Annotated in this window: 15 protein-coding genes and 1 pseudogene; 11 read left to right on the top strand and 5 right to left on the bottom strand. The window is 68.3% G+C overall.

What is annotated here, in order from left to right; genetic code table 11:
* The first annotated feature begins 11 nt into the window (after positions 1-11).
* Genes JJ691_RS30420 through JJ691_RS30405 form a run of 4 tightly spaced genes read left to right on the top strand, consistent with a single transcriptional unit; the run spans position 12 to position 3,935 of the window.
* Positions 12-1,382 carry a class I adenylate-forming enzyme family protein gene (locus JJ691_RS30420; protein WP_211763029.1) on the top strand — a complete coding sequence of 457 codons (1,371 nt, stop codon included), beginning with the start codon at positions 12-14 and terminating at the stop codon, positions 1,380-1,382.
* Positions 1,379-2,104, top strand: coding sequence for a thioesterase II family protein (locus JJ691_RS30415; protein WP_211763028.1), 726 nt, complete (start codon positions 1,379-1,381; stop codon positions 2,102-2,104). The genes JJ691_RS30420 and JJ691_RS30415 overlap by 4 nt, the downstream gene beginning before the upstream one ends.
* Positions 2,101-2,979 carry a DMT family transporter gene (locus tag JJ691_RS30410; protein ID WP_211763027.1) on the top strand — a complete coding sequence of 293 codons (879 nt, stop codon included), beginning with the start codon at positions 2,101-2,103 and terminating at the stop codon, positions 2,977-2,979. The genes JJ691_RS30415 and JJ691_RS30410 overlap by 4 nt, the downstream gene beginning before the upstream one ends.
* Positions 2,976-3,935, top strand: coding sequence for an ornithine cyclodeaminase family protein (locus JJ691_RS30405; protein WP_211763026.1), 960 nt, complete (start codon positions 2,976-2,978; stop codon positions 3,933-3,935). The genes JJ691_RS30410 and JJ691_RS30405 overlap by 4 nt, the downstream gene beginning before the upstream one ends.
* Here the strand turns inward: JJ691_RS30405 and JJ691_RS30400 are convergent.
* Positions 3,932-5,068, bottom strand: a complete 1,137-nt coding sequence (locus JJ691_RS30400; RefSeq protein ID WP_211763025.1) for an HNH endonuclease signature motif containing protein — start codon at positions 5,066-5,068, stop codon at positions 3,932-3,934. The genes JJ691_RS30405 and JJ691_RS30400 overlap by 4 nt on opposite strands.
* Positions 5,069-5,587: 519 nt before the next feature.
* On the bottom strand, positions 5,588-6,928 hold the full coding sequence (locus tag JJ691_RS30395; protein WP_211763024.1) for a carotenoid oxygenase family protein: 1,341 nt from the start codon (positions 6,926-6,928) through the stop codon (positions 5,588-5,590).
* Between the two features lie 70 nt (positions 6,929-6,998).
* Here JJ691_RS30395 and JJ691_RS30390 point away from each other — a divergent pair, with 70 nt between their 5' ends.
* Together JJ691_RS30390 and JJ691_RS30385 are read left to right on the top strand one after the other, a co-directional pair.
* Complete coding sequence (locus tag JJ691_RS30390) at positions 6,999-7,535, top strand: PadR family transcriptional regulator (protein ID WP_211763023.1); 537 nt, start codon at positions 6,999-7,001, stop codon at positions 7,533-7,535.
* 171 nt (positions 7,536-7,706) lie between these two features.
* On the top strand, positions 7,707-8,084 hold the full coding sequence (locus JJ691_RS30385; protein WP_211763022.1) for a hypothetical protein: 378 nt from the start codon (positions 7,707-7,709) through the stop codon (positions 8,082-8,084).
* Between the two features lie 88 nt (positions 8,085-8,172).
* Here the strand turns inward: JJ691_RS30385 and JJ691_RS30380 are convergent, their stop codons facing one another.
* Positions 8,173-10,872 carry an AAA family ATPase gene (locus JJ691_RS30380; RefSeq protein ID WP_211763021.1) on the bottom strand — a complete coding sequence of 900 codons (2,700 nt, stop codon included), beginning with the start codon at positions 10,870-10,872 and terminating at the stop codon, positions 8,173-8,175.
* A 181-nt stretch (positions 10,873-11,053) separates the two neighbouring features.
* On the opposite strand from JJ691_RS30380, the gene JJ691_RS30375 reads away from it, so the two are divergent.
* A complete protein-coding gene (locus tag JJ691_RS30375) occupies positions 11,054-13,768 on the top strand; it encodes a helix-turn-helix transcriptional regulator (protein WP_211763020.1) in 2,715 nt (904 codons plus the stop codon).
* A 33-nt stretch (positions 13,769-13,801) separates the two neighbouring features.
* On the opposite strand, the pseudogene JJ691_RS52545 reads toward JJ691_RS30375, so the two are convergent.
* Together JJ691_RS52545 and mshB are read right to left on the bottom strand one after the other, a co-directional pair.
* A pseudogene (locus JJ691_RS52545) lies at positions 13,802-13,912 on the bottom strand (XRE family transcriptional regulator); the annotation flags it as partial.
* Between the two features lie 39 nt (positions 13,913-13,951).
* Positions 13,952-14,845: an N-acetyl-1-D-myo-inositol-2-amino-2-deoxy-alpha-D-glucopyranoside deacetylase gene (gene mshB, locus JJ691_RS30370; protein WP_211763019.1), complete on the bottom strand. Its 894-nt coding sequence runs from the start codon at positions 14,843-14,845 to the stop codon at positions 13,952-13,954.
* A gap of 149 nt (positions 14,846-14,994) precedes the next feature.
* Between mshB and JJ691_RS52540 the strand changes: the two genes are divergently transcribed.
* From JJ691_RS52540 to JJ691_RS30350, 4 genes are all read left to right on the top strand, one after another.
* The gene (locus JJ691_RS52540) at positions 14,995-15,798 is read left to right on the top strand and encodes an FAD-binding protein (protein WP_249227108.1); all 804 of its coding nucleotides are present in this window, start codon (positions 14,995-14,997) and stop codon (positions 15,796-15,798) included.
* 31 nt (positions 15,799-15,829) lie between these two features.
* Positions 15,830-17,221, top strand: coding sequence for a tyrosine-type recombinase/integrase (locus tag JJ691_RS30360; RefSeq protein WP_249227107.1), 1,392 nt, complete (start codon positions 15,830-15,832; stop codon positions 17,219-17,221).
* A 451-nt stretch (positions 17,222-17,672) separates the two neighbouring features.
* Entirely contained in the window at positions 17,673-18,029 is a 357-nt protein-coding gene (locus JJ691_RS30355; RefSeq protein WP_211763017.1) for a hypothetical protein, read from the top strand.
* Positions 18,026-23,065, top strand: a complete 5,040-nt coding sequence (locus JJ691_RS30350) for a caspase family protein (RefSeq protein ID WP_211763016.1) — start codon at positions 18,026-18,028, stop codon at positions 23,063-23,065. The genes JJ691_RS30355 and JJ691_RS30350 overlap by 4 nt, the downstream gene beginning before the upstream one ends.
* Positions 23,066-23,071: the final 6 nt, after the last annotated feature.

The raw sequence follows: 23,071 nt of genomic DNA, 5'->3' as shown, positions 1-23,071 counted from the left end.
AGGGAACACCGATGCAGCACAACGACAGCGTGCCGGTGCTGGACGCGCGGCGGGTCGCCGATTTCCTCGACAACGTGGTCGACGCGGACGGCGCCGCGAGCCGGCAGTCCCTCGACGACGTCACCGCGGACCTCGCCCGGCTCGGGCTTCCGGCGGGCACGGCGGTGGTCCTGGCGTTGTCGAACTCCGTGCAGATGGTGCGGACCTATCTGTCGGCGCTGCTGCTCGGTCTGGTCCCGCTCGCGGTCGCGCCGGCGACGCCGTCGGCCAGGATCCGCGAACTCGCCAGCCGACTGGGCGCGGGCGCGGTCATCGCTGGCCGGCTGGCACCGGAACGCTATGGGGCCACACAGATCCACGTTGTCGGTGCGGCCGAAGCGGTGCTGCTCAGCGGGGCCACATCTTACGAGAGCGGCCAGGTCCTGATCCCGACCTCCGGCACGTCCGGCATGTTCAGCGCCTGCCTGCATCGTGTCGATTCGCTACTGCGCAACGCTCATCGCCACGCCGGGGCGGTGGGGCTGACTTCTGACGACGTGGTGTTGGTGAATCTGCCGCTGTACTACTCGTACGCGATGGTCGCCCAGGTGCTCGCCGCGTACGTCCAAGGCGCGGCGCTGGTTGTGTCCGGTCCGCCCTTCACGCCGAGCGCATACCGAAAAGCGTTGGGGCAGCACGGGATCACCCAGAGCTCGATCACCCCGACCATCGCACGCCAACTGCTGGCCCGCCCCGAAGGGCTGCCGAATGGTCTGCGCGCACTGGCCGTCGGCGGGGACCAGTTGACGGCCGACCAAGTGGCCGCGTTGCTGGCCGCCCGTCCCGGTGGGGAGCTGTACATCACCTACGGCCTGACCGAAGCCGGACCGCGTGTGTCCACGCTCGCCGCCCACGCCGAACCGGCGCGACGGCACGCCTCGGTCGGCCGGCCGCTGCCGGGAGTTCGTGCCTACCTGCGCGGACCGGACGACGAATTGCTGGTCGAGTCCGACACCGTGCTCGTCCGCAAGATCGGCGGCTCGACCGCGAACCGGGTGCTGGTCGCCGACCGGACCGTCGCCACCGGTGACGTGTTCCACATCGACGACGACGGGTACCTGTTCTTCCGGGGGCGGCTGTCCGACTTCGTCATGGTGCGCGGCGAGAAGGTCTCGCTCACCGGGATCAAGCAGGCCGCCCAGGCGATCCCCGGCGTGCTGCGGTGCGTGCCGATCGTGCGCGCCGAGGACGACGGTGCTGTGCTCGACGTCGAGATATCGGTGGCCGATCCGGGTCCGGACACCGAGCGGGCGGTGCGGCGGGCGCTCAATTCGGTGCTGCTGCCCGGCGAGCGGCCGAGCCGGATCCTGATCGCCGCCGAGTCCGGGGCCTTTCAGAAATGACCGCTGACATCCAGTTGTTCTGCGTGCCCTACGCCGGCGGGTCCGCGCGCGTGTACCGGAACTGGCGGCGCGAGTTCCCGGACAGCACCGAGGTCGTGCCGCTGGAGTTCGCCGGCCGTGGTTCGCGGGCCGCGCAACCTTTCCCGGACTCGGTGGCCGAGGCGGCCCTGGACCTCGCCGAAACTGTGCGCGAAAGGGCGACCGGCGTGCCGTATGTCCTGTTCGGACACAGCATGGGCAGTCTGGTCGTGTTCGAGATGGCAGTGGCGCTGCGGGCCCTAGGTCTGCCCTCGCCGGCGCTTGTTGTTGTGTCCGCACGCAATCCGCCGCACATCCGGGCCAAGTGGAACGCCCACGTCCCGGAACTGCCGGACGCCGAGCTGCTGGACCTGCTGGCCGGGGTTGGGGGAGTGCCGCCGGGGCTGAGCCCGGCCATCGCCGCCGGCTTCTTCCTTCCGCTGTTACGGGCGGATTTGCGGATCGCGGTGAAGTACGATGCCGGGGCAGCCGATCGTTCGATCGACGCGCCGATCCTGGTGCTCGCCGGCCGGGAGGACCCGCTGGTGGATCCGGAGTTGGTGGCGCAGTGGGGGCGCTACACCGAACGGGGCTGCACGGTGGTAGAGCATGGGGGGCACCACTTCTCGCTGTTCGGCCAGGTCCACGAGCTGGCCGGCGCGCTGCGGGCGGCCGGTGTGCCTGGAACTGGGGGTTCACTGTGAAGGGCTATCTGCTGATCGCGTTGTCGGCGACCGGCTTCGGCCTGATGCCGATCTTCGCCACGTTCGCCTACGGCGACGGGCTGAGCGTGTCCACGCTGCTGTTCCTGAGATTCGCCATCGCGGCGGTGTTGTTCCTGCCCTACGTCTGGTGGCGGGGCGTGCGGCTGTCGGGGCGGGAACTGCTGCGGGTGCTGCTGCTCGGCGCGGTCCTGTACGCGTTGCAGTCGGCGTTGTACTTCTCGTCCGTCCAGCATATCTCGCCCGCGCTGGCGGCGCTGCTGCTGTACCTGTACCCGGGCATGGTGGCCGTGGCGTCCGCGGTGCTGAGCCGGCGGTGGCCGTCGAAGATGGTCGTGCTGTCGGTGCTGGTCTCCTTCTGTGGCGTCGCCCTCGCGCTGGGGCGCATCGACTGGGGGCTGAGCCTCGTCGGCGTGGCCGAAGCCCTTGGCGCGGCGGCTGTGTACACCGTGTACATCCTTTACGGGGACCGGGTCGGGGGCAGCGTGCCGCCGGTCGCCATGACCGGGTTCGTGTCGCTGTTCGCCTCGATGTCGTTCCTGGTGTTCGGCACGGCGACCGGCCAGCTCGGCTTCGACTTCGCGCCGGCCGGCTGGATCCCGGTGCTGTGCGTCGCTGTGGTGTCCACGGTGGTCGCGATCCTGTGCTTCTTCCGCGGCATGGCCATGATCGGCCCGACCAAGGCCTCCATCGGCAGCATGCTGGAGCCGGTGGTGAGCATCGGCGCGACCGCGCTGCTGCTCGGCGGCTCGCTGACGTGGCTCCAGTGTGTCGGGGCGGTGTTGGTGCTGATCGGGGCCACCGTCGGTGTGTTGTCCCGCCGCGGCGCGGATGTCGAGGCGTTGGTCGTCTCATGACCCGGGAGCTCCGCTTCTTCTCTCGCAAGGATGTGCTGCGGCTGCTCGATCCGGACACTGCCATCCGGTCGCAGCGCCGGGCCTTCACGGAGTTGGCCGCCGGCAAGGCCGATCTGCCCGACAAGATCATGCACGCCAGTCACTTCGACGACTCCGTGATGTTCTGTTATGCCTCTCGGCTTTCGCTGGACAGCGGCGCGGTGGCCAAGGTCGGCAGCGTCAACCCCGGCAATCCCGCGCGGGGCCTGGCCAGCGTGCACGCCATGGTGATCGCCTTCGACCCGGTCACCGGCGAGCCTGTCGCCATCATGGACGGCACCACCGTGACCACCTTGCGCACCGCCGCCGCGAGCGCTGTCGCCGTCGACGTTCTCGCCACCCACGACGCCGACACTCTCGGCATCATCGGCTCCGGCGTGCAGGCGCGGGCTCATGCCCGAGCTATCGCCCGGGTGCGTCCGCTGCGGGCCATCCGGCTGTGGAGCCCTTCACCGCAACGCCGCACCGTGGCTGCCGACGACCTGGCCCACGAGCTCGGGATCACCGTCGATGCCGTTGGCAGTGCTGAGGAAGCCGTCACAGGATTGTCCATTGTGGTCACCTGCACCCTCAGTCTCACCCCCGTTGTCCACGGCTCGTGGCTCGCTCCCGGATGCACCGTCGTCAGCGTCGGCTCTTTCGAGCCTTCCCGCTGTGAGGTCGACGAGGCCGTGATCAGCCGCTGCACCGCCGTCGTCGTCGACGACCCGGCCACCGCCGCCACCCATGCCGGCCCCATCGTCCTCGCCCTACGCTCCGGCTCTTTACACCCGGCCGACCTCATCCCACTCGGCGATGTCATCACCGACCGCCGCCGCGCCCGCTCCACCGCTGACGACATCCTCTTCTACAACAGCGTCGGTCTCGGCGTTCAGGACGCTGCCGCCGCGTGGAGCATCGTCGATCCAGGCCCCTAGCTGGCCGCCGCCCACCCGAACTCCGGCACCCCGGCATTGATCTTGACTGACCAATCGCTGTGGTGGATCAATCGATGATGCTGCCCGCACAGCAGCACGAGGTTGTCGATGCTGGTGGGGCCGCCGTCTGCCCAGTGGATCACGTGGTGTGCGTGACATTGTCGTGGTCTTCGATGACACCCAGGGAAGGCGCATCCCCGGTCGCGGATGATCAACGCCCGACGGATCTGCGTCGGGATGGTGCGGGTGGCACGGCCGATGTCCAGCGGCTGGGACTGGGCACCCAGGACCACGCGGAGGACGGTGCTGTCGCAGCCGATCCGCCGGGCGGAGGCGGCGTTGAGCGGCCCGGACCCGTCCATCTCGGCCGTGCCCCGCTGGGCCAGGAAGTCGTCGAGCCGCATGGTCAGCGCGAGGTGGGGCTTCTCGCCGCCCTCATCCGGCAGGCTGTCGCTGCCGGCCGCGAGGTCGATGATCTCGGCGAGGGCATCGCCCTGACGCTGCGCGGTGGTGCGGGTGTCGTCGGCGGAGGTGGGCTTGGTCAGTGGGCTGAGCATCGCTTCCAGCTGTGCTCCGCTTTCCGGGTCGAGCTTGCCCCGGAACACCATCGAGCCGTCGCGCCGGTTGGTGTAGTGGAACTCGCGGTCGGGTTCGGCCAGGTCCGGGTCGTCGGGTTCTTTGCCGTCCTGGTCGAGCAGTTGCAGGATGCGCTGCCCGAGCATCCGCAGCGCCGCCCCATCGAACACGCGTGCCTTGTCCAGCAGTTCCGCCTCGACCTTGTCCCGGTCAGGCTCAGGTGCCTCGGCCAGTGTCTTGTCCAGCACGGTCAGGTGCTGCTTGCTGAGCACCCCCGCCCGCGCCGCCTCACGAACCGCCTCGCGCCGCAACAACTGCGCGTGCCGTAGCAGGTCCCGCGCCTCCGCCCGAGTGATCTTCCACCGGGCCGCCAGGTCCGCCACCAGCGCCCGCTGGTCGTCTTTGCCTTGTGCCGTGCGGTCCCACAGCTCACCGACCAGTTCGACCTGCCGCACGTACTCCGCGCGCTGCCGGTCCTGGCTCTGCTGGCCGGCGGCCCATAGCGATCCCTCGTCCATGCGCCACCACTGGGCGTCGGCGGTCAGGGTCGCTTCCATACCCTCGATTCTACCGCCTCACAGTGATCGATTCCTGTTGTGGGGCAATGAATACCTGTGTGGGTGACCAAATTAGGCAAGCGCTTTCCGCTATGGTGGCGGTGGGAGTGAAGGCGGCCTGGGGCAAGGGCGATCGCCAGCGGAAACGGGTAGCCGGCGACCAGAGGAATGGCATACCGGCCAACGGCAACTGCGCGGTGCGGACACCCGAGCCACAACCGTGCCCGGCCAACGGCAACCGCGTGGTGCGGACACCCAAACCACACCCCACCCCGGCAACCCACCCCACAGCAAGACAACCGCCCGAGCCCGCCCCCACCCCAGTCCACAGCCCTCCCTAAACCCAACCCCACACCCAACCGCCGGCAAACCACCAAACGTCACCACCCGCCCAACCCAAGCGAACTAGGCAACTGCGCGGTGCGGACACACGAACCACACCCACAACCGCCCCAACGAATCGCCCAGCCCTGACCTGGTCGCCGACGGCCTCCTCGGCCGGCAGTAGCGGTCAGCCGGTCAGGCCAGCTCGCTGTCCGGGATCCACGAGCCGTGGAAGCCGGCTGGCACCCGCCGCGGCAGCTGCACGGCGGCCACCGGCTTGGCGGTCACGTCGGTGGCGTCGTGCACGAGTAGCCGTGACGGCACGGTCGGGTCGATGTTGGTGACGATCGACATCAGCCAGCCGTCGTCCTCGGCGGTGCCGCCGGCGGCCGGCACGAACACGGCTTCGCCGGTGTGCCAGTCGGTGCCGAGCTCGTGCCGGTGCACGGCCCCGGAAGCGTTGTCGTACTTGACGATCGCGTGCTGGTCGACCGCGTACAGGTAGCGGTTGGACCGTCCGACCAGTCGGTCGTCGACGGTCGGGAACTCGATGTGCTGGTCGTCGAGCTGCTGCTCGCTGACCCGGCCGGTTGTGGTGTCCAGCGTCCACCGGTGCAGGACGGCGCTGCTCACGATGGCGCTGCCGTTGCTGTCCGGGGAGCTGTACATGTCGCTCCACGTAGTGAGGAACGCCGCACGGTTGTAGCGGACGGCGTCCAGCGTGATCCGCCCCTGCCCGTCCTCGCGGGCGTTGCCGACGTGGAAGACGTAGCACGGGTCGACGTCGAACCACTGCACCGGCCCGCCGTCCTTGTGCATCACGCCGATCCGCGGCCGGTAGCTGTCGCTCCATTCGTACGGCATGCCCTTGCCGACCCGCGCCGGGTTGAACACGGCGGGCAGGTCCAGCCACACCAAGTGGTTCTCGGTGATGGCGAAGTCGTGCATCATCGTCGGCCCGCCGACCTCGACCGGGAAGCTGGTGATCAGCTGCCCGTCGGCGGAGAGCCGGTGGTAGGTCAGGAAAGGCGGCTTGAAGCCGTAGCCGAACAGGTGCAGCTCGCCGGTGACCGGGTCCTCCTTGGGGTGGGCGGTCATGCCGGTGGTGAGCCGGCCGCCGAAGTCGCACGGGCCGACGGTGTCCAGCTCGGGCGTCACCTGGTGTGGGAATGAGGTTTCGACCAGGGCGAAGATCTTGCCGCCGTGCTCGATGACGGAGGTGTTGGCGCTGCCGACGGCCAAGTCCCGGGTGCCGTCCTCGCGGAACGGCCGCGCGCCCTCCAGGGTGCGGGTGCGCACCCAGCGGTTGCGGTACCACTCGGCCCGGCCATCGCGCAGCCGCACGCCGTGCAGCATGCCGTGGCCGGTGAACCAGTGGCCGGGGTCCTCGCCGGGCTTGGGGTTCGGCCCGTTGCGGAAGTAGCGGCCGGACAGCTCTTCGGGCAGCGCGCCCTCGATCGGCAGGTTCACGGCGTCGGTCTCGTCCGGCACCGGGGCCAGGGTCCCTTGCAGGTAGATCGGAGTGTTGTCGCTCATGCATCAACCATGACATGTACGAGCTGACACGTCAATTGGTACATGTACATCCTGTCTCTACACTCGGCCCATGTCCCTTCGACACGCGCTGCTCGGGCTGCTCATGGAAGGCCCGCAGACCGGCTACGACCTGCGCCGACGCTTCGAGCAGTCGCTGTCCAGGTACGCGTGGCACGCCAGCCACAGCCACATCTACCCGGAACTGCGCAAGATGACCGAGGACGGGCTGATCGAGGTCGTCGACGAGGGCGCGCGCGGCAGCAAGTCCTACGGCATCACCCAGCCCGGCACCGACGAGTTCCGGCAGTGGATGCTCACGCCGATCAAGGACTCCCCGGTGCGCAGCGAGCAGACCCTGCGCCTGTTCATGCTGTCCGCGCTGGAGACCGACGAGATGCGGCCACTGCTCGACGACGTGGTGGAACAGGCCGAGGCCGGCATCGCCGAGCTCACCGGGGCGATCGAGCACATCGACGCCTCCGCCACCACCGGCGCCAAGCCGCCCTTCGCCCGCTTCGCCGCCGAGTTCGGCCTGCGCTACCGGCAGTTGCAGCGGGACTGGGCGCTCTGGGCCGCCGGCGAACTGGACCGCTACCCGTCGTCCTGACCGCTGTGGTGGTTGCTGAGGGGTTTCCCGCTGATCCGGTCCGCGGCGCTCGGTGCTGTCCCCGAAGTTCCTACTGTTGTGGGGCGCCGGCAATCCTCTCGACGGCAGCGGGGACCGGACGCTATTGCGGCTCAGAAAGGGCCGCGAATCGGCGTGGACAAAGGAGATCGCATGCGTTCATCGGTGGCCAAGCGGACCGCGGCGGCGTCGGCTGCGGTGGGACTGGCCCTGGTCGGCCTCGCGGTGGTGCCGGCGGTGGCGTCCGCGGCGCCGGCCGCTGGCGGTGCGCAGCTGTGCGTCGACCGGTTCGCCGACTACAGCGCGGTCATGCAGTGGCCCAACCGGGGCGGCATGGAGACGACCGTCACCGGCCCGGGGCAGTGCAGCAACTGGGGTCCGGGCGACGCCGGCGAGCTCATCGTGGTGCTGGCCTTCTACAACGGGGCGCAGATCAACCTCGGGCACTTCCAGGCCAGCGGGCGCGGCGACAACGTGGAGGCCGTCGGCCGGGTGAGCGACGGCACGGAGGGCATCAACCTGGGCGTCTGACCCGGTTTTCTGCGGGCCTATCCCCGCTCGCAGATATGTCGGCGGCGTGTTCTCGTACCCCGGAGCAGGACACGCCGCCGATCTCGGGTCAGGCCGGGTATTCGCCGGTGAGCATGGCCGCGGCCAATTCCACTCGCGACCGGTATCCGGTGCGCTGGAACAGCCGGGTCAGCCGGCCCTCCACGCTTTTCTCGCTGCCGCCGAGCACGACCGCCAGTTCCCGGTTGGTCAGCCCCTCGGTCACCAGCGCGGCCAGCAGCCGCTCGTTCTCCGCCACCGTCGCGCTGCGGCCGGGCACCGCGATGTCCAGGTCCCGCATCACCTGACGCAGCCGGGCCCGCGGCAGTAGCGCGTCCAGCTCGTCGTACAGCTCGTACGCCTCGCGCAGCAGCTTGCCCTCCACCAGCTCACGGCCGGCCAGCAGGCTCAGGGCATTGGCCAGCTCGAACGGCTGATCACGTTGTCGGGCCAGGGAAACGGCCTCGGCGGCGGCCCGGCCGTCCCGGTCGGCGATCGCGGTGGCCAGGAACCCGTGCAGCCGGGCGCGGCCGGTGTCGAGCAGGTCGGCGATCCGGATCACCTCGGCCGCGCACTCCCGCGCCTCGGTCGCCTTGCCCGCGGCCAGGTGCCATTCCGTCATGCGCAGCCACAGTTCGTCGGTGCCCACCACCAGCCCGCCCTCGACGGCCAGCCCGATCCCGTCGAGCACCAGTCGCCGGGCCCGTTCGGCGGCGCCGAGAGCGTGCTCCAGGTCCGACTCGGGCACCGACAGGAGGTGCAGCAGCATCGGCCCGCGGGCCTGCGCGTTCTCGATCACCGTGCGGGCCTCGGCCAGCCGGCCGCGCGCGGTCAGAATGATGCTCATCTCCCGGCACATCACCGTGTGCGCGGCCGCGTAGCCCAGCGAGGACCCGGTGGCCAGGCTGACCCGGGCCACGTCGAGCGCGTGATCCCACCGGCCGGCGAGGGCGGCGCTGATCACCTGGTTGTCCAGCGAGCGCCGTTCGGCGGGCAGGTCGTGCGCGGCGAACAACGCCTCGGACCGGTCCAGCTCGCCGAAGGTCATCAGGTTCCAGCCCAACTCGACCAGCTGCTCCTGCCGGTGCCGCTCCACGTCCCACAGCGGCCGCTGCGCGGGATCGGCGACGGCGCTGCGCAACTCGGCCATCCGGCCGAGGAACGACGTCGTGCCGGTGCTGAAGATCAGCCCGAACGCGGCGACCGCGTCGTTGTCGTCGCGCCAGATCTCCCGGGTGGACCGGAGCTGCTCGTCCGCCTCCCGCCAGCGGTCCAGGTGGCACAGCGCGGCGGCCCGGGTGACGATGCGATGGCCCTCGCCGCCGGGCAGCGTGCGCCAGCCCTCGTCGACGATGGCGGTCAGCGCCTCGATGTCGGCCGAGCCGAACAGGGCGACGACGTAGATCATCTCCAGTTCCAGCACGATCTCGGGCGGCAGGAGATCGGCGTGGCCGGCGAACACCGCCGAGGCGCTGTCCACCGCCTCGGCGAACCGGAGATGGACGCAGCACGCCGCGGCGTGCATGAACAGCGCCCAGGCCCGCTGGCCCCGGTCGGTGATCAGGTCGACCGCGGCACGCAGCCAGCGTTCAGCGAAATACCCGTTGTCCAGCATCGCGCCCTGGGCCAGCAGCTCGTTGACCGCACGCGGCGGGTCGACCAGTTTGCCCGCGGTGACCAGCTGCTCAGCCAGATAGCGCGGGTCGGCCTCGACCCCGTCGGTCCAGATCGCTGTGACGGCGATCTGGGCCAGGCGTCGCCGCTCGTACGGGCCGAGGCAGACGGCCAGCGAGTCGGCCAGCAGCGGCAGCCGGAACCGTGGTCTGCCGCCGGGCCGCAGCACACCCTCGTCCCGCAGCCCGGCCAGCACCTCGATCACCTCGGCCTCCGACAGGCCCACCGCCTCGGCGATCAGCCGCGTCGCCGCGTCACCGAGGGGATGCAGCACGGCCAAAGCCTTGACCACGGGCCAGGCCGGCTCGCCCAGCTGCCGCAGGTCCTCGAACATGGGCAGATCGGTGGCCGGCTGCGGAGGTTTGCCCGGCCAGGCCAGATAGGCGTGGCGCTGGACGATGCGCAGTGACCCGGTGCGCCGGTGGCCGTCGATGGCGGCCAGCACCGCGGCCGGCACGCCACGGCAGCTGCGGTGCAGCGACTCCGACAACGTGTCGCCCGGCCTGGCCGCCAGCGTTGCCGTGACCAACGCGTCCACCTCGGCCCGGCGCAACGGCCGCAACGGGATCACCTCGGCCAGGCCGTCCTCGACCAGACCGGCCAGCGCGTCCCGGCCGGCCTTCGAGTCGGCCATCCGCGAGCGCAGCGCGACGACGAACGTGATCGGGCTACCGACCAGCGTCCGCACCATCGGGACCAGCGTGGCCAGCGAACCGGCGTCGATCCACTGCAGGTCGTCCAGGAACACCGCCAGCCGCTGGTGATTGGCCGTCGCCCGGGACAGCGCGTCGGCCAGCTGGCCCGCAACCGGCGCGGGCCGACTCGCCGGCGGACGGTCGTCGGCCGCGGTCAACTGGGCGGACAGCCGGGAGAGCACGGCGTAGGGGCGGGTGCGCTCGTTGCGAGCGCCCCGCGAGGTGATCGTGGTCACCCCTTGATCGGCCAGCCGCTCGCGAGCCGCGGCCAGCACGCTGCTGCGCCCGATGCCGGCCTCGCCCGTGACCACGACCAGTGGCGCGGCCGACTCGACGATCCGGCGCAACTCGTCGTCCCGGCCGACCAGGGCGGAAGACGACGAAAGATTGGCAGGCCTCACGTTGGGTCTAGACGCCTCACGGTCACGTAGGTTTGCCTCGGCGGCCGGGTCTGTTTCCGAGCATACGGCTTGCCGAGGGATGTCCCCTACTCCGGGCATCCGAGCAACCCCACGGGCCTCGAACGCGTAGAACTGGTGCCTCGCGGCGTTTCCGCCGTCGGCACTGGAGGAGACACGCGGCATGGCACGGCGGCACAGCGGACTTCGCGGCAGAGAACAGGAGTTGGCCGCCCTGCGCGCGGCGCTCTCCGGCGAGGTCGGCCGCGTGACCGTGGTGCGCGGACCAGCCGGTGTCGGCCGTTCGGCGCTGCTGGACGCGGCCACCCGTGGCCTGCCGACCGACGCCGCCCGGGTGCTGCCGGTGCGGTTCGATACCGAGGATCCCTTTGGTGTCGCGGCATTGCTGCGGGCGCTGCGCGGGCGGTTCGAGCAGTTCAGCGACATTCGGCTGGCCGAGTCGCTCAACGCGGTGGAGCGACTGCATCGGTTGTCCGGTACCGGTTCCGACTGGTGGATTCCCCGGATGACCGCCGAGCTGGGCGTCCTGTTCGACCGGATCGCCCGAGCCCGGCGCACCGCGCTGGTGGCCGAGGACGCGCACCTCGTCGCCGAACCGGCCCTGCTGCTGGCCGCCGCCGGTCAGTCCGGCTGCCTGGTCGTGGCCTCCTGTCGTGACGATGTCGAGCCCACCCCGGGCTCGGCCGAACTGCTCACCATCGCCGATCAGGTAATCACCCTCGGACCGTTGGCCGACGAGGACATCGAGGCACTGGCCGACCGGGCCGCCGGCGGCCGCCTCGACAAGTCGGCGGTGGCCGCGCTGCGCCGCGCGCTCGGGCCGCTGTTCGGCAACCCGGGCACCGTCCTCGCCACCCTGGAAGGCCTGCGTGACCGGTTGGTCCCGGTATACGACCGACTTTGCCTACGTGGTCCGGACGAAGCGATAACTCTGCCCCCGGATCACCACCTGCTGCGGCGAGCTGAGCGTCTGGGCGAGCCGGGACCCGCCCTGCTGGCCGCCGTCGCGGCGCTCGGGGCGATCCCGCTCGACGAACTGCCGTTGCTCAGCCAGGCCATCGACGCCGATCTCGCCCGGTGTGGCCGGTTGCTGGACGAGCTGATCGCCGCCGGCGTGCTGGTGGTCGACGAAACCGGCCGGGTGTCCTGCCTGAGCCCGGCCCTGGCCGCGGCCGTCGCGGACCGGCCGGCCCCGGCGTGGCTGCACACCCGGATCGCCACCCTGCTGTTGGACCGGCGGGATGAGGGAACCTGGGTGGATCCCGCCGCGCTGGCCGAGCACATCGCCGGCAGCGACCCGACTTTCGCGCTGGACGAAGAGATCATGGCTTGGCTGCTGGACTTGGCCGTCGAGGCCGAAACCGAGCTACCCGACCACGCGGCCCGCTGGTACGCCGCCGTGCTGCGCCGCACGGATCCCTCGGCACCCGAACACGTCCGGGGACTGGCCACCCTGATCGGCCTGGTGATGCGCACCGGCCAGTACGAGCTCCTGCACGAAGTCCTTACCCGGTACGGAAATCTCGGCGCCAGCCCGGCCTCGCTGCACGATCTGGCGGCCGCCGTCGTGCTGGTGGTCGTGCACTCCACCGACCCGCTGCCCCCGTCGGCGGTGCGGGCGCTGCTGGACGAGCCGGTCGTGGCCGATGAGGTCGCGGAGTTTTTGCAGTGGTGGTCCGGTGATCTGCGCGGTTCCACCGTTGAGCTGGCCCGACCCGGTGGGGCGCCGATGCACCGGATCTGCACCCGGGAGGTGGCCTCCTCCGACCAGGTCGGGCTGCTGCGGGCGGCGATGTCCGGCGATCCGGAGCTGTGCCGCCTGGCCTGGCAGCAGGCGGGCCGGCCGGCCGATTCCCCCGACCTGGACCGGCTTCGTGAGGGTGCGGCCCTGGTGGAGGTGGCCACCGTGTTCGAGATCGTGTTCGGCGAGGGCTACCGGGTGCCCGACACCGGGGTGGCGGCGCGCTACCAGCGGGTGATCCACAGCTATGCCGCCGCGGACTGGTCCACCGCCATGTCCGCCGTGCGGGAGCTGGAAATGCTCGGCTCCGGCGACACCATCGTGCACCACGCCGCCCGGCTGGTCGCTGCCGAGATCAGCGCCGTCTGCCACCAACACGCCAGCGCCGCCGAGTGGCTGGCCGCCGCCGCGCCGCTGCCCGACCTGGCCGCCATGCACGCCTGGGTCGAGGTCAAGCTGCTCGCCGACGCCGGTCGCCCCCGGGACGCGGTGCTCCTGGCCCAGCGGACCTACCGCCAGGTCCTCGCCACCGGCGGCCGCGGCTGCCTCGAACCACTGCTGATCCGCGGCCTGGAGATCGCCATTTCCGTGGACGACCAGGAGATCGCCGCCGAGCTGCTGGCCGTGATCGAGCAGCTGCACCAGCAGGGCGCCTGCCGGATCACCACCGCCATCGTGTCCCTGGCCCGCGGCCTCGTGCACCGTGACCAGACCCATGCCCAGGCCGGCGCCGGCCACGTGCGCGACCGTGGCTACAAGAGCGAGATGATCGGCGCCTGCCTGGTGGCCGCCCAGTTCGCCGCCGACCCCGCCGCCTGGCTGTACGAGGCCTACGAAATCGCCTGCCAGTCCGGTTCGCAGAACCTGCGCGACCACGTCCGCGGCCTCATCCGCGACCACGGCCTGCCCGCCCCTCGCCCCCGCGACCGCCGGGATCCGTTCTCCGACACCGAGTTGCGCATCATCGAGCTCATCCGCGCCGGTTCCACCAACCGTCAGATCGCCCTCGACCTCAACGTCAGCGAGAAGACCGTCGAGAACCACCTCACCCGGCTGTTCGCCCGCACCGGCTGCCGCTCCCGCGTCGAACTGGCCGCCGCCAGCCTCGACGGCCGCCTACTGGAACCCGCCTCCTGACCGCTGACAGTCCACTGTGGACACGAATCTCGGTCAGTGGGCCTTGTCGCGGGGCTTGGCCCGGACGCTGATGCGCTCGCCCTGCGGCCCGAACAGGCTGAGCACCTCCACCGGCCCGTCCCCGGTGCTGCCGAACCAGTGCGGGAAAGGTCCCGCCCGTGATGCGTGCGGGACCTTTCGCTGTCAGCGGCCGACCGGCGCGTCGAGGTTCAGGCCGGCGAACAGATCGTCGGCGCAGCCGTCGGATTCCCCGACGGCGAGCACGAAGTGCTCCGTGCCGAGGATCGGCTGTGCCACGCCGTTGGACAGTGCGTAGGCGGCGATGCCCGCGCCGTCGTGCCACTGGTCCAGCCACAGCGACACCTGGGTGCCGTGGCAGCGCAGGGCGTCGATCCTCGCCGGCAGATGGGCCCGGACGTCCACGATCGTCGTGACCGACTCGTCGGCGACGGTGGGCAGCTCGTCGACATCGGGCACGGGGAAGGGCACCGCGCCGGTGCCGGCCAGCGCCTTCAGTCCACTGTGGATCGCCGCCCGTGAGGGGACCACGTGGAAGACCCGCCGCACCTCGGGCACCAGCGCCGTGGCGGCCATGGTGATCTCGTGCGCGCGGACATGGTCGGGATGCCCGTAACCGCCGTCGTTGGCGTAGGTCACGACGACATGGGGCCGCACCTCCCGCAACACTTCGACGAGCGCTTCGACCTGCTCGTGGCGGTCCGCGTTGGCGAAGGCGCCCGGCCCGGCGTTGGGGGTCGGACCGGCGAGCCCGGGCCGCAGCCAGGCCATGCCGGAGTCACGCCAACGCCCCACACCGCCGAGGAACCGGTGGTCGGCGACGCCCAACGCCCGGCAGGCGCCGTCCAGTTCGGCCACCCGGAAGCCGCCCAGCTGATCGGCCCGGTCGGCGGCGAGGCCCTGCAACCGGTCGCCGATGACCTCGCCCTCCTCGCCCAGGGTGCAGGTCACGAGCGTCACCTGCGCGCCCTGCGCGGCGTAGCGGGCCATGATGCCGCCGGTGGCCAGCGTCTCGTCGTCGGGATGGGCGTGGACCAGCAGCAGCCTCGGGGTCGTCATGAATTGGAGTTTAATGGCCCCGGATAGGCCGAATGGAGCGGAAACCCGATCGTTCCGTCCCGGTTTCACCGGCTCTGACCAGTGTGTTCCCAGAAACGGCAAGAAACTTTGTCCGGTCGTTCCGGCCTGCGGCACCCTGATTCCCGTAGATGATCGCCGCACACTGGATTGGGGTAGGGATGCTGGATTTCGACGTGGTGATCGTCGGTGGGGGCGCGGCCGGACTGAGCGCGGCGCTGGTGTCGGCGCGGGCGCGCCGCAAGGTCGTGGTGGTCGACGCGGGCGAGCCCCGCAACGCGCCGGCCGCACATCTGCATGGTTTTCTCTCGCGTGACGGCGCCGACCCGGCCGAGTTCCTGGCCGCCGGCCGCGCCGAGGTCGCCGGCTACGGCGGCGAGTTCGTCACCGCCGAGGTGCTGGGCATCGAGCGCCGCGACCTGGCAGGCTTCGTGGTGCGGCTGGCCGACGGCCGGACGCTGACGAGGGTGGAAGCACTCCCAGGTCAGCCGCGGAGCCCGCCCGAGCGGCGTATCGCCAAACCGGTGAACCTAAGTGGACAACGCACTAGCGTGACCGATGGTTGTGGGCTGATCAGGAAAACGCCGCACCTCGCCGATGGTCATTCGAGTTTCCGGCGTTTCGTCCTGGGCATGTCTACCGAGTCGCCCCCCTCCCCTCGTGTCACCTGGACGGATGGTCGATGCGCGTGCGCTGAACCGAACGCACGCGCTGTCGGTGGACTCCAACGCACCTCGACGATCGCCCTGCGGCACACGCCAGCGGGCGCCACTCACAGTGCTGGAGAGGGTTGGGATGAGCCGGCAGGGCCGAGTGTTCAAGCAATGCAGCTGCGTGAACCCGGATACCGGACGGCGGTGGGGACGTGCGTGCCCGGCGTTGCGCCCTGGTGGCGTCTGGAGCCCAGACCACGGCAGGTGGCATTACCGGTATGAGTTGTCTAGCGATCCACACGGCGCGCGGCGCGTGCTACGCCGTGGCGGCTTCGCCACGCAGGACCAGGCACAGCAGGAAGTAGACCGCCTGCGTGCCCTGGTGGCCCTGGTCAATCCCGGGGACACCGACGTCGTAGAGCAGCTGGTCGCAATGATCAAAGATGCGGCCCGCCGAGGCGTGCCACTGCCAGAGATCGACCAGACACGCGGCTATCTCAACGGCGACCTGCTGCCCGGACAACTCCCGACGGTCGCTCAGTGGCTGCGGCACTGGTTGACCAGTCGACGTGGTCTGCGGGCAACCACGCTGAGGACCTACGAGGCTCACATCCGGTTGTATCTGATTCCCTACCTCGGGTACATCCGCCTGGACAGGCTCCGCCAGCACGATATCAAAGGCATGTTCGCCGGGTTGGAGGAACGCGACTCGGAGATTCTGGACCGCCACGCCAGTCCAGAGTCGACCGTTCGCGCCTCCACGACCGGGCAGCGCGTGGTGGGTGCGGCAACCATGCACCGGATTCGCGCCTGTCTGCGTAAGGCCCTCAACGACGCGATCGGACATGAGCTGATCACCGCCAACCCGGCTCAGCACGTCGAGTTGCCCAGCGGACGACGCCCCTGGCCGATGGTGTGGACTGATGCGCGAGTGGCGGCCTGGCGCGCCACCGGCCAGGTGCCCTCCGCGGTTATGGTGTGGACGCCCGAGCAGACCGGCCGATTTTTGGATCACGCGCTGCCGGATCGTCTCTATCCGCTGTTTCACCTGATCACGTTCCGTGGACTGCGCCGGGGAGAAGCCTGCGGCCTACCTTGGGACGAACTCGATCTGGTTCGCAGATCGTTGACGGTGTCCCAGCAATTGGTGCAGGTCGGATGGCCTGCTGATCTCAGCAAGCCCAAGACCAGCGCCGGGCATCGGGTCGTCGCCTTGGACTGGGACACCGTCGCCGTGTTGAGTACGCACCGCCGACGTCAAACGCAGGAACGGCACGCCGCGGGACCGGAGTGGACCGAGACCGGGCTGGTGTTCACCCGTGTTGATGGGCGTGCTCTGCAGCCAAGGACAGTCAGCGATCGGTTCCGTGAACTGGCAGTGGAGGCGGATCTTCCACCAATCCGGCTACACGATCTGCGCCATGGTGCCGCGACGTTGGCGTTGGCGGCCGGTGCGGATCTGAAGGTTGTGCAGGACATGCTTGGCCACTCCAGTATCGCCATCACCGCCGACACCTACACCAGCGTTCTCCCGGAGTTGGCCTATCAGACGGCCGAAGCCGTCGTCGGTCTGGTGCCCCGCACCTGCCGCCCCAGCGACTCCACGGCAGCGAGGCTGCGTCCCGTTGCTGGCCTCGCCGGTGCTGGCGCGCGGTGTGAGACCGAGCCGGTGCCGCGCACCGTGGGCAGCTATCCCGGGTGCTGACGGCCGGTGGTTGTGCCGGAGAGGTGGGCGCCAGTGGTCACACCCATCCGGACCGAGTCGGTGAAGGCAGCCTAGGCCGATGGTCTCTACTAGGCACAGCACATGGACCAGGCCCGTGCACGACACGAGGTTCGGATCGTCGAAGGTCGCCTACATCGTCGAGCGGCTCTGCGCTAATCGCACCTGGAGGGCGTCCTCTCGGTGGAGGTCCGACGTTCCCTTAGCAAGAACATCATCCCAGCGCAGAGGGCACCTTCCTCGTTTGCCACACCGTCATACTGCCACGTCACCGGCGGATCCAGGATGAGGCCGACTGATCGTCAAGGATGTTGCACGCGGTGGCACGGCTGCCACGGATGAGTCACGCTTCGGCAACTGAGGTAACAGCGCCCGGTCTGTGACGACATGTCTGCTGCCTGTTGTTGTCAGATGGTGGCTCCAAGGGGGAGACATGGACGTTATCGTTACGATCGAGAGTGGCCGGGATAATGAGCTCCGTAGGATTGAGACCGCGGTGCGCAGTGAACTACAGGGGCAGGGTATACAGATCGACCGCGCCGTTACCGAGATCAAACAAGGCGGACTCGGCGTCCTGGAAGTACTCCAGTTTGTCGGGGAGAACGTAATGCTTCCGGTGCTCTTGCAGGCGCTCTACGACTACGTCGTCAAGCGACTGCGTGAGCCGGACGGCGACACCCTCAAGATCCAAGCCGTCCGGACTGACCTGCCTGACGGCACACGCAGTTGCGAGCTTACGGTCGAAGGCGATGCGAAGGAGGTTGCCGAGGTTCTAAAGGAGCTGCAGTGAATCCCGATCAAGAGAAAGCTGACCCGTCCCGCTCGAGCGCCCTCCTGATTGGTGGCAAGACCTATCCGGATTGTAGCCTCGCTACGGTCGACGCGGTCGAGGGCAACTGCGAAAAGCTGAAGGAAGCGTTCTCCGACCGTCAACTGTGGGGCTTGCCGCGGACCCGGCTCGTGGCCGAAATCGACCTCGAGCGGGCCGACATGCTTGATGCTATCAAGCTGAGCTATCGGCGCTCCGAGCGTGGTGGTGTGTTTGTCCTATACTTCACGGGCCACGCACACTTTCACGATGGAATGCTCTACCTGGCATCGCATGACACCAAGGACCTCGCCAATCCTGACACCTCGATGGTGTCTATGGGTGAGGTCTTCAAGGCGGTCGAACTGGAAGGCAAGCGAGCCGAGCGAAAACTACTCATCCTCGACTGCTGCTACGCGGGGGCTGCCGCCAGCAGCGTCCGAGGAGAGCCCAATCCTGTTAGTGCCCGAAGTGGCTGGTTCGTCTTGGCTGCGACGTCGGACAGGGACATCGCACTCGGCGAATCCGGCCGTGAATCCACCTTCTTCACCGGGGCCTTGCTCGAAGCGTTCGACGGGGTCCAGGACACGCGGCGCAGTTTGTCGGCGAACTGGGTGTTCGAGGCGGTCAGCTCGATCATCGAGCGTGCCGAGGAACCAAAGCTTGCGCCAACACCACACCACTTGACGGCCAGCTGGGCGGATGAGCCGTGGCTGCGCAACCGCCAGCACGTTCCCGTGCCCAGCACCGCGTACCATTATCCTCCGTCGCGTGCAGAGACGAGCACTGTTCGAGGACCTCGGCCTAATGGCTTCCGAGTGTGGCCACAGCCCGAGGTCAACTTCGCCGGCCGCGCACAGGAACTGGAAGCGGCCCTCGGTCGCTTCCGGCAGCGCACCGTACTTCCCGTCAACGGGCCCCGTTACGCGGGCAAGGCCGCGTTCGTCCGTCAATTCCTGGCCACGAGCGGCGTCAAGGAAGCAGTTCCCGCCGAGCAGCCATGGCTGTTCCTGGAAATCACGATCGTCAACGCCAGCGCCGAATCACCTGTCCTGGAGGCGCTCGCCTCTGCGCTGGAGATACGCCTCCAGGACATCGCCCAGAGCACGGAGGGCCACGACGACCCACGCCGCGAACTAGTCATCGACCGGCTCCGGGAACACGCCCGTGGAGGCACCCTGCTTCTCGTCATCGACTGCGGGCGCCTCGGGTATGACTCCGGGCGTATCAGGGGCGAGCTCGACCAACTGCTTGCGCACCCGTATTTTCGAGACACGGCCAATATCGTCATCTCCAGAGGGGCCCTAGCCGTCCACGGCGACGAGCAGCTCGATCTTCAAGTCCCCATTCAGCTGAACGAACTCGAGCAACCGGAAGCCGCAGCGCTCCTCACCGTTCTCATGGCACAGGAAAATCTGACGGTTGATGGAGCGGATGTCCTCAACCGCATTCAGGACCGCTGGATCAGGCTGCCTGGAGTACTGAAGAACACAGTACAGGGCTACCTTAGCAGTCCCGGCCGTGGCACGACCCCGCCCGACCCTGGGCATATGGCGGCCAGGCTGATCGAGGGCACGACCTACAGCGTGGCCAGGATTCTGAAGGACCTCGATTGCCGCCTTGCCGTCGGTATGGACGGATCCGCCGGGGTGGGTCCCCTCGCGATCCTCGCCGTTTGGGCTCTGTGTGATCAGCTTTCGCTACCTCGCCACGTCTTGCTGGCCCCTTCCGTGGGCTTCCCGCACCGCACCCTGGTGCTGCTGGAAAACGCCCGTGTCATCTCCTCCGCCGATTCGGGGCAGCTCATGCTCGGACAGGCCAGCGAGCAGGCACTTCGTTTTCTTGTCCTCGCCACCTTGACACGCGGCGAGTCCGTGGCTGACCCACTCGCGCCGGTCATGCTTGATCCCGGGACCCTTGAATACCTTTTCCCTCTTGAGCTGGAAACTTCTGAACTGGACCGGCGGTTGGCCATGGCCGCGACCCCGCTGTTGATCACGACGGGCGGGACGCTAGACGTCGACGAGGGGAGGGTGGCCGATACCTTCCAGATGAAACTCCGTTCGGCACTCGGGTGGATCGAGGACGAAGGCGGCAACAGGCTTCCGGCGCTGCATGAGGTCATCTGTTCACTGGTCGTGGCACCCGCTGGTGATGCCCCGTATCTGCCGGCATCCGCGGACCGCCTGGTGCAGCCAGCTTCTCAAGGCGAGCCGGTTGAGCAAGAGCCTGCAGTGGCAAGGGTGCGTGCCAGCGAGGCCAACGGGAGCTCCGTGGCTGGGCTCTTTCGCCTATACAGTGCGCTGGCCTCCCTCACCATGAAGGCCCGCGTTGATGGCGCGGCTGCGTCGGACAGCGGGCGATTCGTCGCGGCCGCTGAGGAGTTCGCCGCTGCTTTCGTGGATTGCGAACCCGGACAGGTCCAGCACACTCTGCTGCGCTCCGCAGATGCTTCGTTGTCTCTCACTGGTAAACGGCTGCGGCTGCAGGCGCGCCTCATCGATGTCCGGCTGAAGGTTGTCGACACGCTGCTTCTCGGCGCGCGGCGACCTGGCGCTGGACAGGCTGGCCGGATCACCCTGGCCGTTTCCTGGCTGCTCAACACGGCGGACGCGCTGATCGACGTCGACCGGAGCCGTGAGGCCGAAGGGCTCGTCGAGATATCCGACCAGCTTCTGGCTGACGAGTTGCCGCAGGACGGTACGGCGCGCAGCCTCTATTCAAGGCTGCAGCTCGGCAACCGGATCTCCCGAGTACGCAGCCGCCTCTTGCGGGATCTCGCCGACAGCCGCCGCGAACTCGTCACTGCGGTGCGGTACGTCGTGTCTGGCCTGGAACTCGCGCACGAGGAAGGCGCACCGCTGACGCTGTGGTCCATGCGCCTCTTCGAATCCGCCACGCTGCTGCTCCAGGAGGGCTCCACCGAGGAGGAACTGTCCGAGGTTCGAGCACTCGTACTGGACCCGCTGGAGCGCTACTGGGGTGATCGGCGTTCCTGGCCGTTAAGTATCTGCATCGCCGCGGCACGCTTCCTACAGAAGGTACATATGCGATGCGCGGATGCGGCTGCGAAACTGAGTGGAGCCAAGGAAGCCGTGGAGCTGCTGGCTCACCATGTGCCCGCGATGGACAACCAAGTCGTGGAAGCAGAAGCAGACCAGCGCAGTGCTCCACTAATTTCCAAGCCGGGAAGCGGCATCGCTGCGCTGGACAAACGGGAGGTTGTCCAGCTAAAGACCGCATTGGCGCGGGCGTACGGAATCCTCGCCCGAGCACTACGAGATGGCCAGAGACTTCGCGAGGCAAGCGCGGCGCTGACAAAAGCCGAAGAACATGCCTATGCCGCGGTCGAACTGACCACGACCGCCTTGTCGTTGTCGGTCTGGCTCAGGCAGGTACTCGACATCCAGCAGTCTGCTCCGCGTACCAGTGGCGCCGGCGAGGAGGCGGAGAGACGTCGCCGGCGCTGCGTCAAGACGATCCGGAGTTGGTTGGCGCAGGCGGACATTCGCTCGCACGCCCATGCTGTGCTCGATCTGAAATGCCTCGAGTCCGATTGGGTCGAGGAAGGCAGCTTGCGCAGTGCCGCGCAGCGTGCTGGAGAACAGGATTTCCTGTCGCTGCCCCCAGCTGTGCAGCTTGAGCGGATCGAAGCGCTCTACCACGAACGTCACCTGAAGCTGCAGGCACATCACCACCGCTACGGTCCTTCGATCGAACTGTGCGCCTCGGAGATGCGACTGGAACGGGAGTACTGCCGATGGTCAGCCGTGCTCGACTTCAGGGTAGCCAAGTGGGAGAAGAATCGAGGTGTCGGCCCGGGCCCTGCTACGAAGCGCCCGAAGGTCGACAACACCCCGGTCTTCGAAATTTTTGACAAGGCCTCACGTCTCTGGCCCGAGGACGCCCGGCTGCGGATGGCCGAAGCGGACTTCCGCCGCTACATCTGGGACCATGAGGGGGCCATTGACCTGTACGAGCGCCTTGCCCGTACCGCGCCGAACGGTGACATCCGGCGGATCGCTCTGTTGTCTGGCGCGGAAGCGATGCTTGCCGATGTGGAGTACGCCGACCCTGACGTACGGCCTGAATGGCGCTCTCGGCTCCTGGTCGCCAAAGACCAACTCAACACCGTTCTCAGTGGCGACCATCGCCTGTGGCTGGCTTTGGTGCTCAGCGGACGAATAGCCCTCAGGCTGGGTGAACCGTTGAACTGGGAGCCGATCGACAATGCCTTCAAGACCATCATCGGCGGGGATTACACGGGTACTGTCGGCCGATTTCTGGACCGCCGCTGGTACGGCGCGGTCTCGAGCATCGATACCATCGGCGACAGAATACGTCCTAAGGCTGGTGACAAACTGCCGGAACGGCGACGGCGTAACGAGCTGCTTGACTTGCTCGACGCAGATGTCGTAAACGGCAGCGCTCCGGCGACTTTGGGGGCAGGCAGTGTAACGTCTGCTCAGTTGGGTGCTGCGGACACCTACGCCCGCGAGGAGGACTTGGAACAGCTCGCCCCGGATCTTCTCGGTGAACTGGTTGTTGTAGACTTCACGAGCGTGCCGCTTTTGGGTGGGCTCGGAAAGCTCTATCTTGATCGGGCTACCGACCTGATTAAGAGGCATGAGGGTTCTTGTGGAGGCGATCCGGAACCTGATTCCAGCACGGCTGAGGAAGCCGCGGACTATGCCCGACGCGCCTACGATTGCTTTGATGCATGTCGTATCCTTCAAGAGGCGCACGGAGCTGAGTCAATCGTGACGAAGTTCGAACGTGGACGCGCCATCACCTTCGCGGCGAAGTTATTACACAGCGCGGATCCCTTTCCGTGGTCTGTGTTGCAGGGGCGGGGAGCGCAAATCAAACATGCTGTCAACCTCTTGCTGGTGGCACGGGAGCACAGTGTCGGCAAGTTCAACTCGGTGTGCTCACGAGCCGTAGCGGAGAACAATTATGTTCAGGCACGCCTCGGCTTACGGAAAGACGCCGACAATCGACGAACGAGTCGATCGTGATCGTGA

The sequence above is a fragment of the Kutzneria sp. CA-103260 genome (assembly GCF_018263855.1).
Classification (GTDB): Bacteria; Actinomycetota; Actinomycetes; order Mycobacteriales; family Pseudonocardiaceae; genus Kutzneria.
This window is presented reverse-complemented; position numbering and strand designations above follow the sequence as displayed.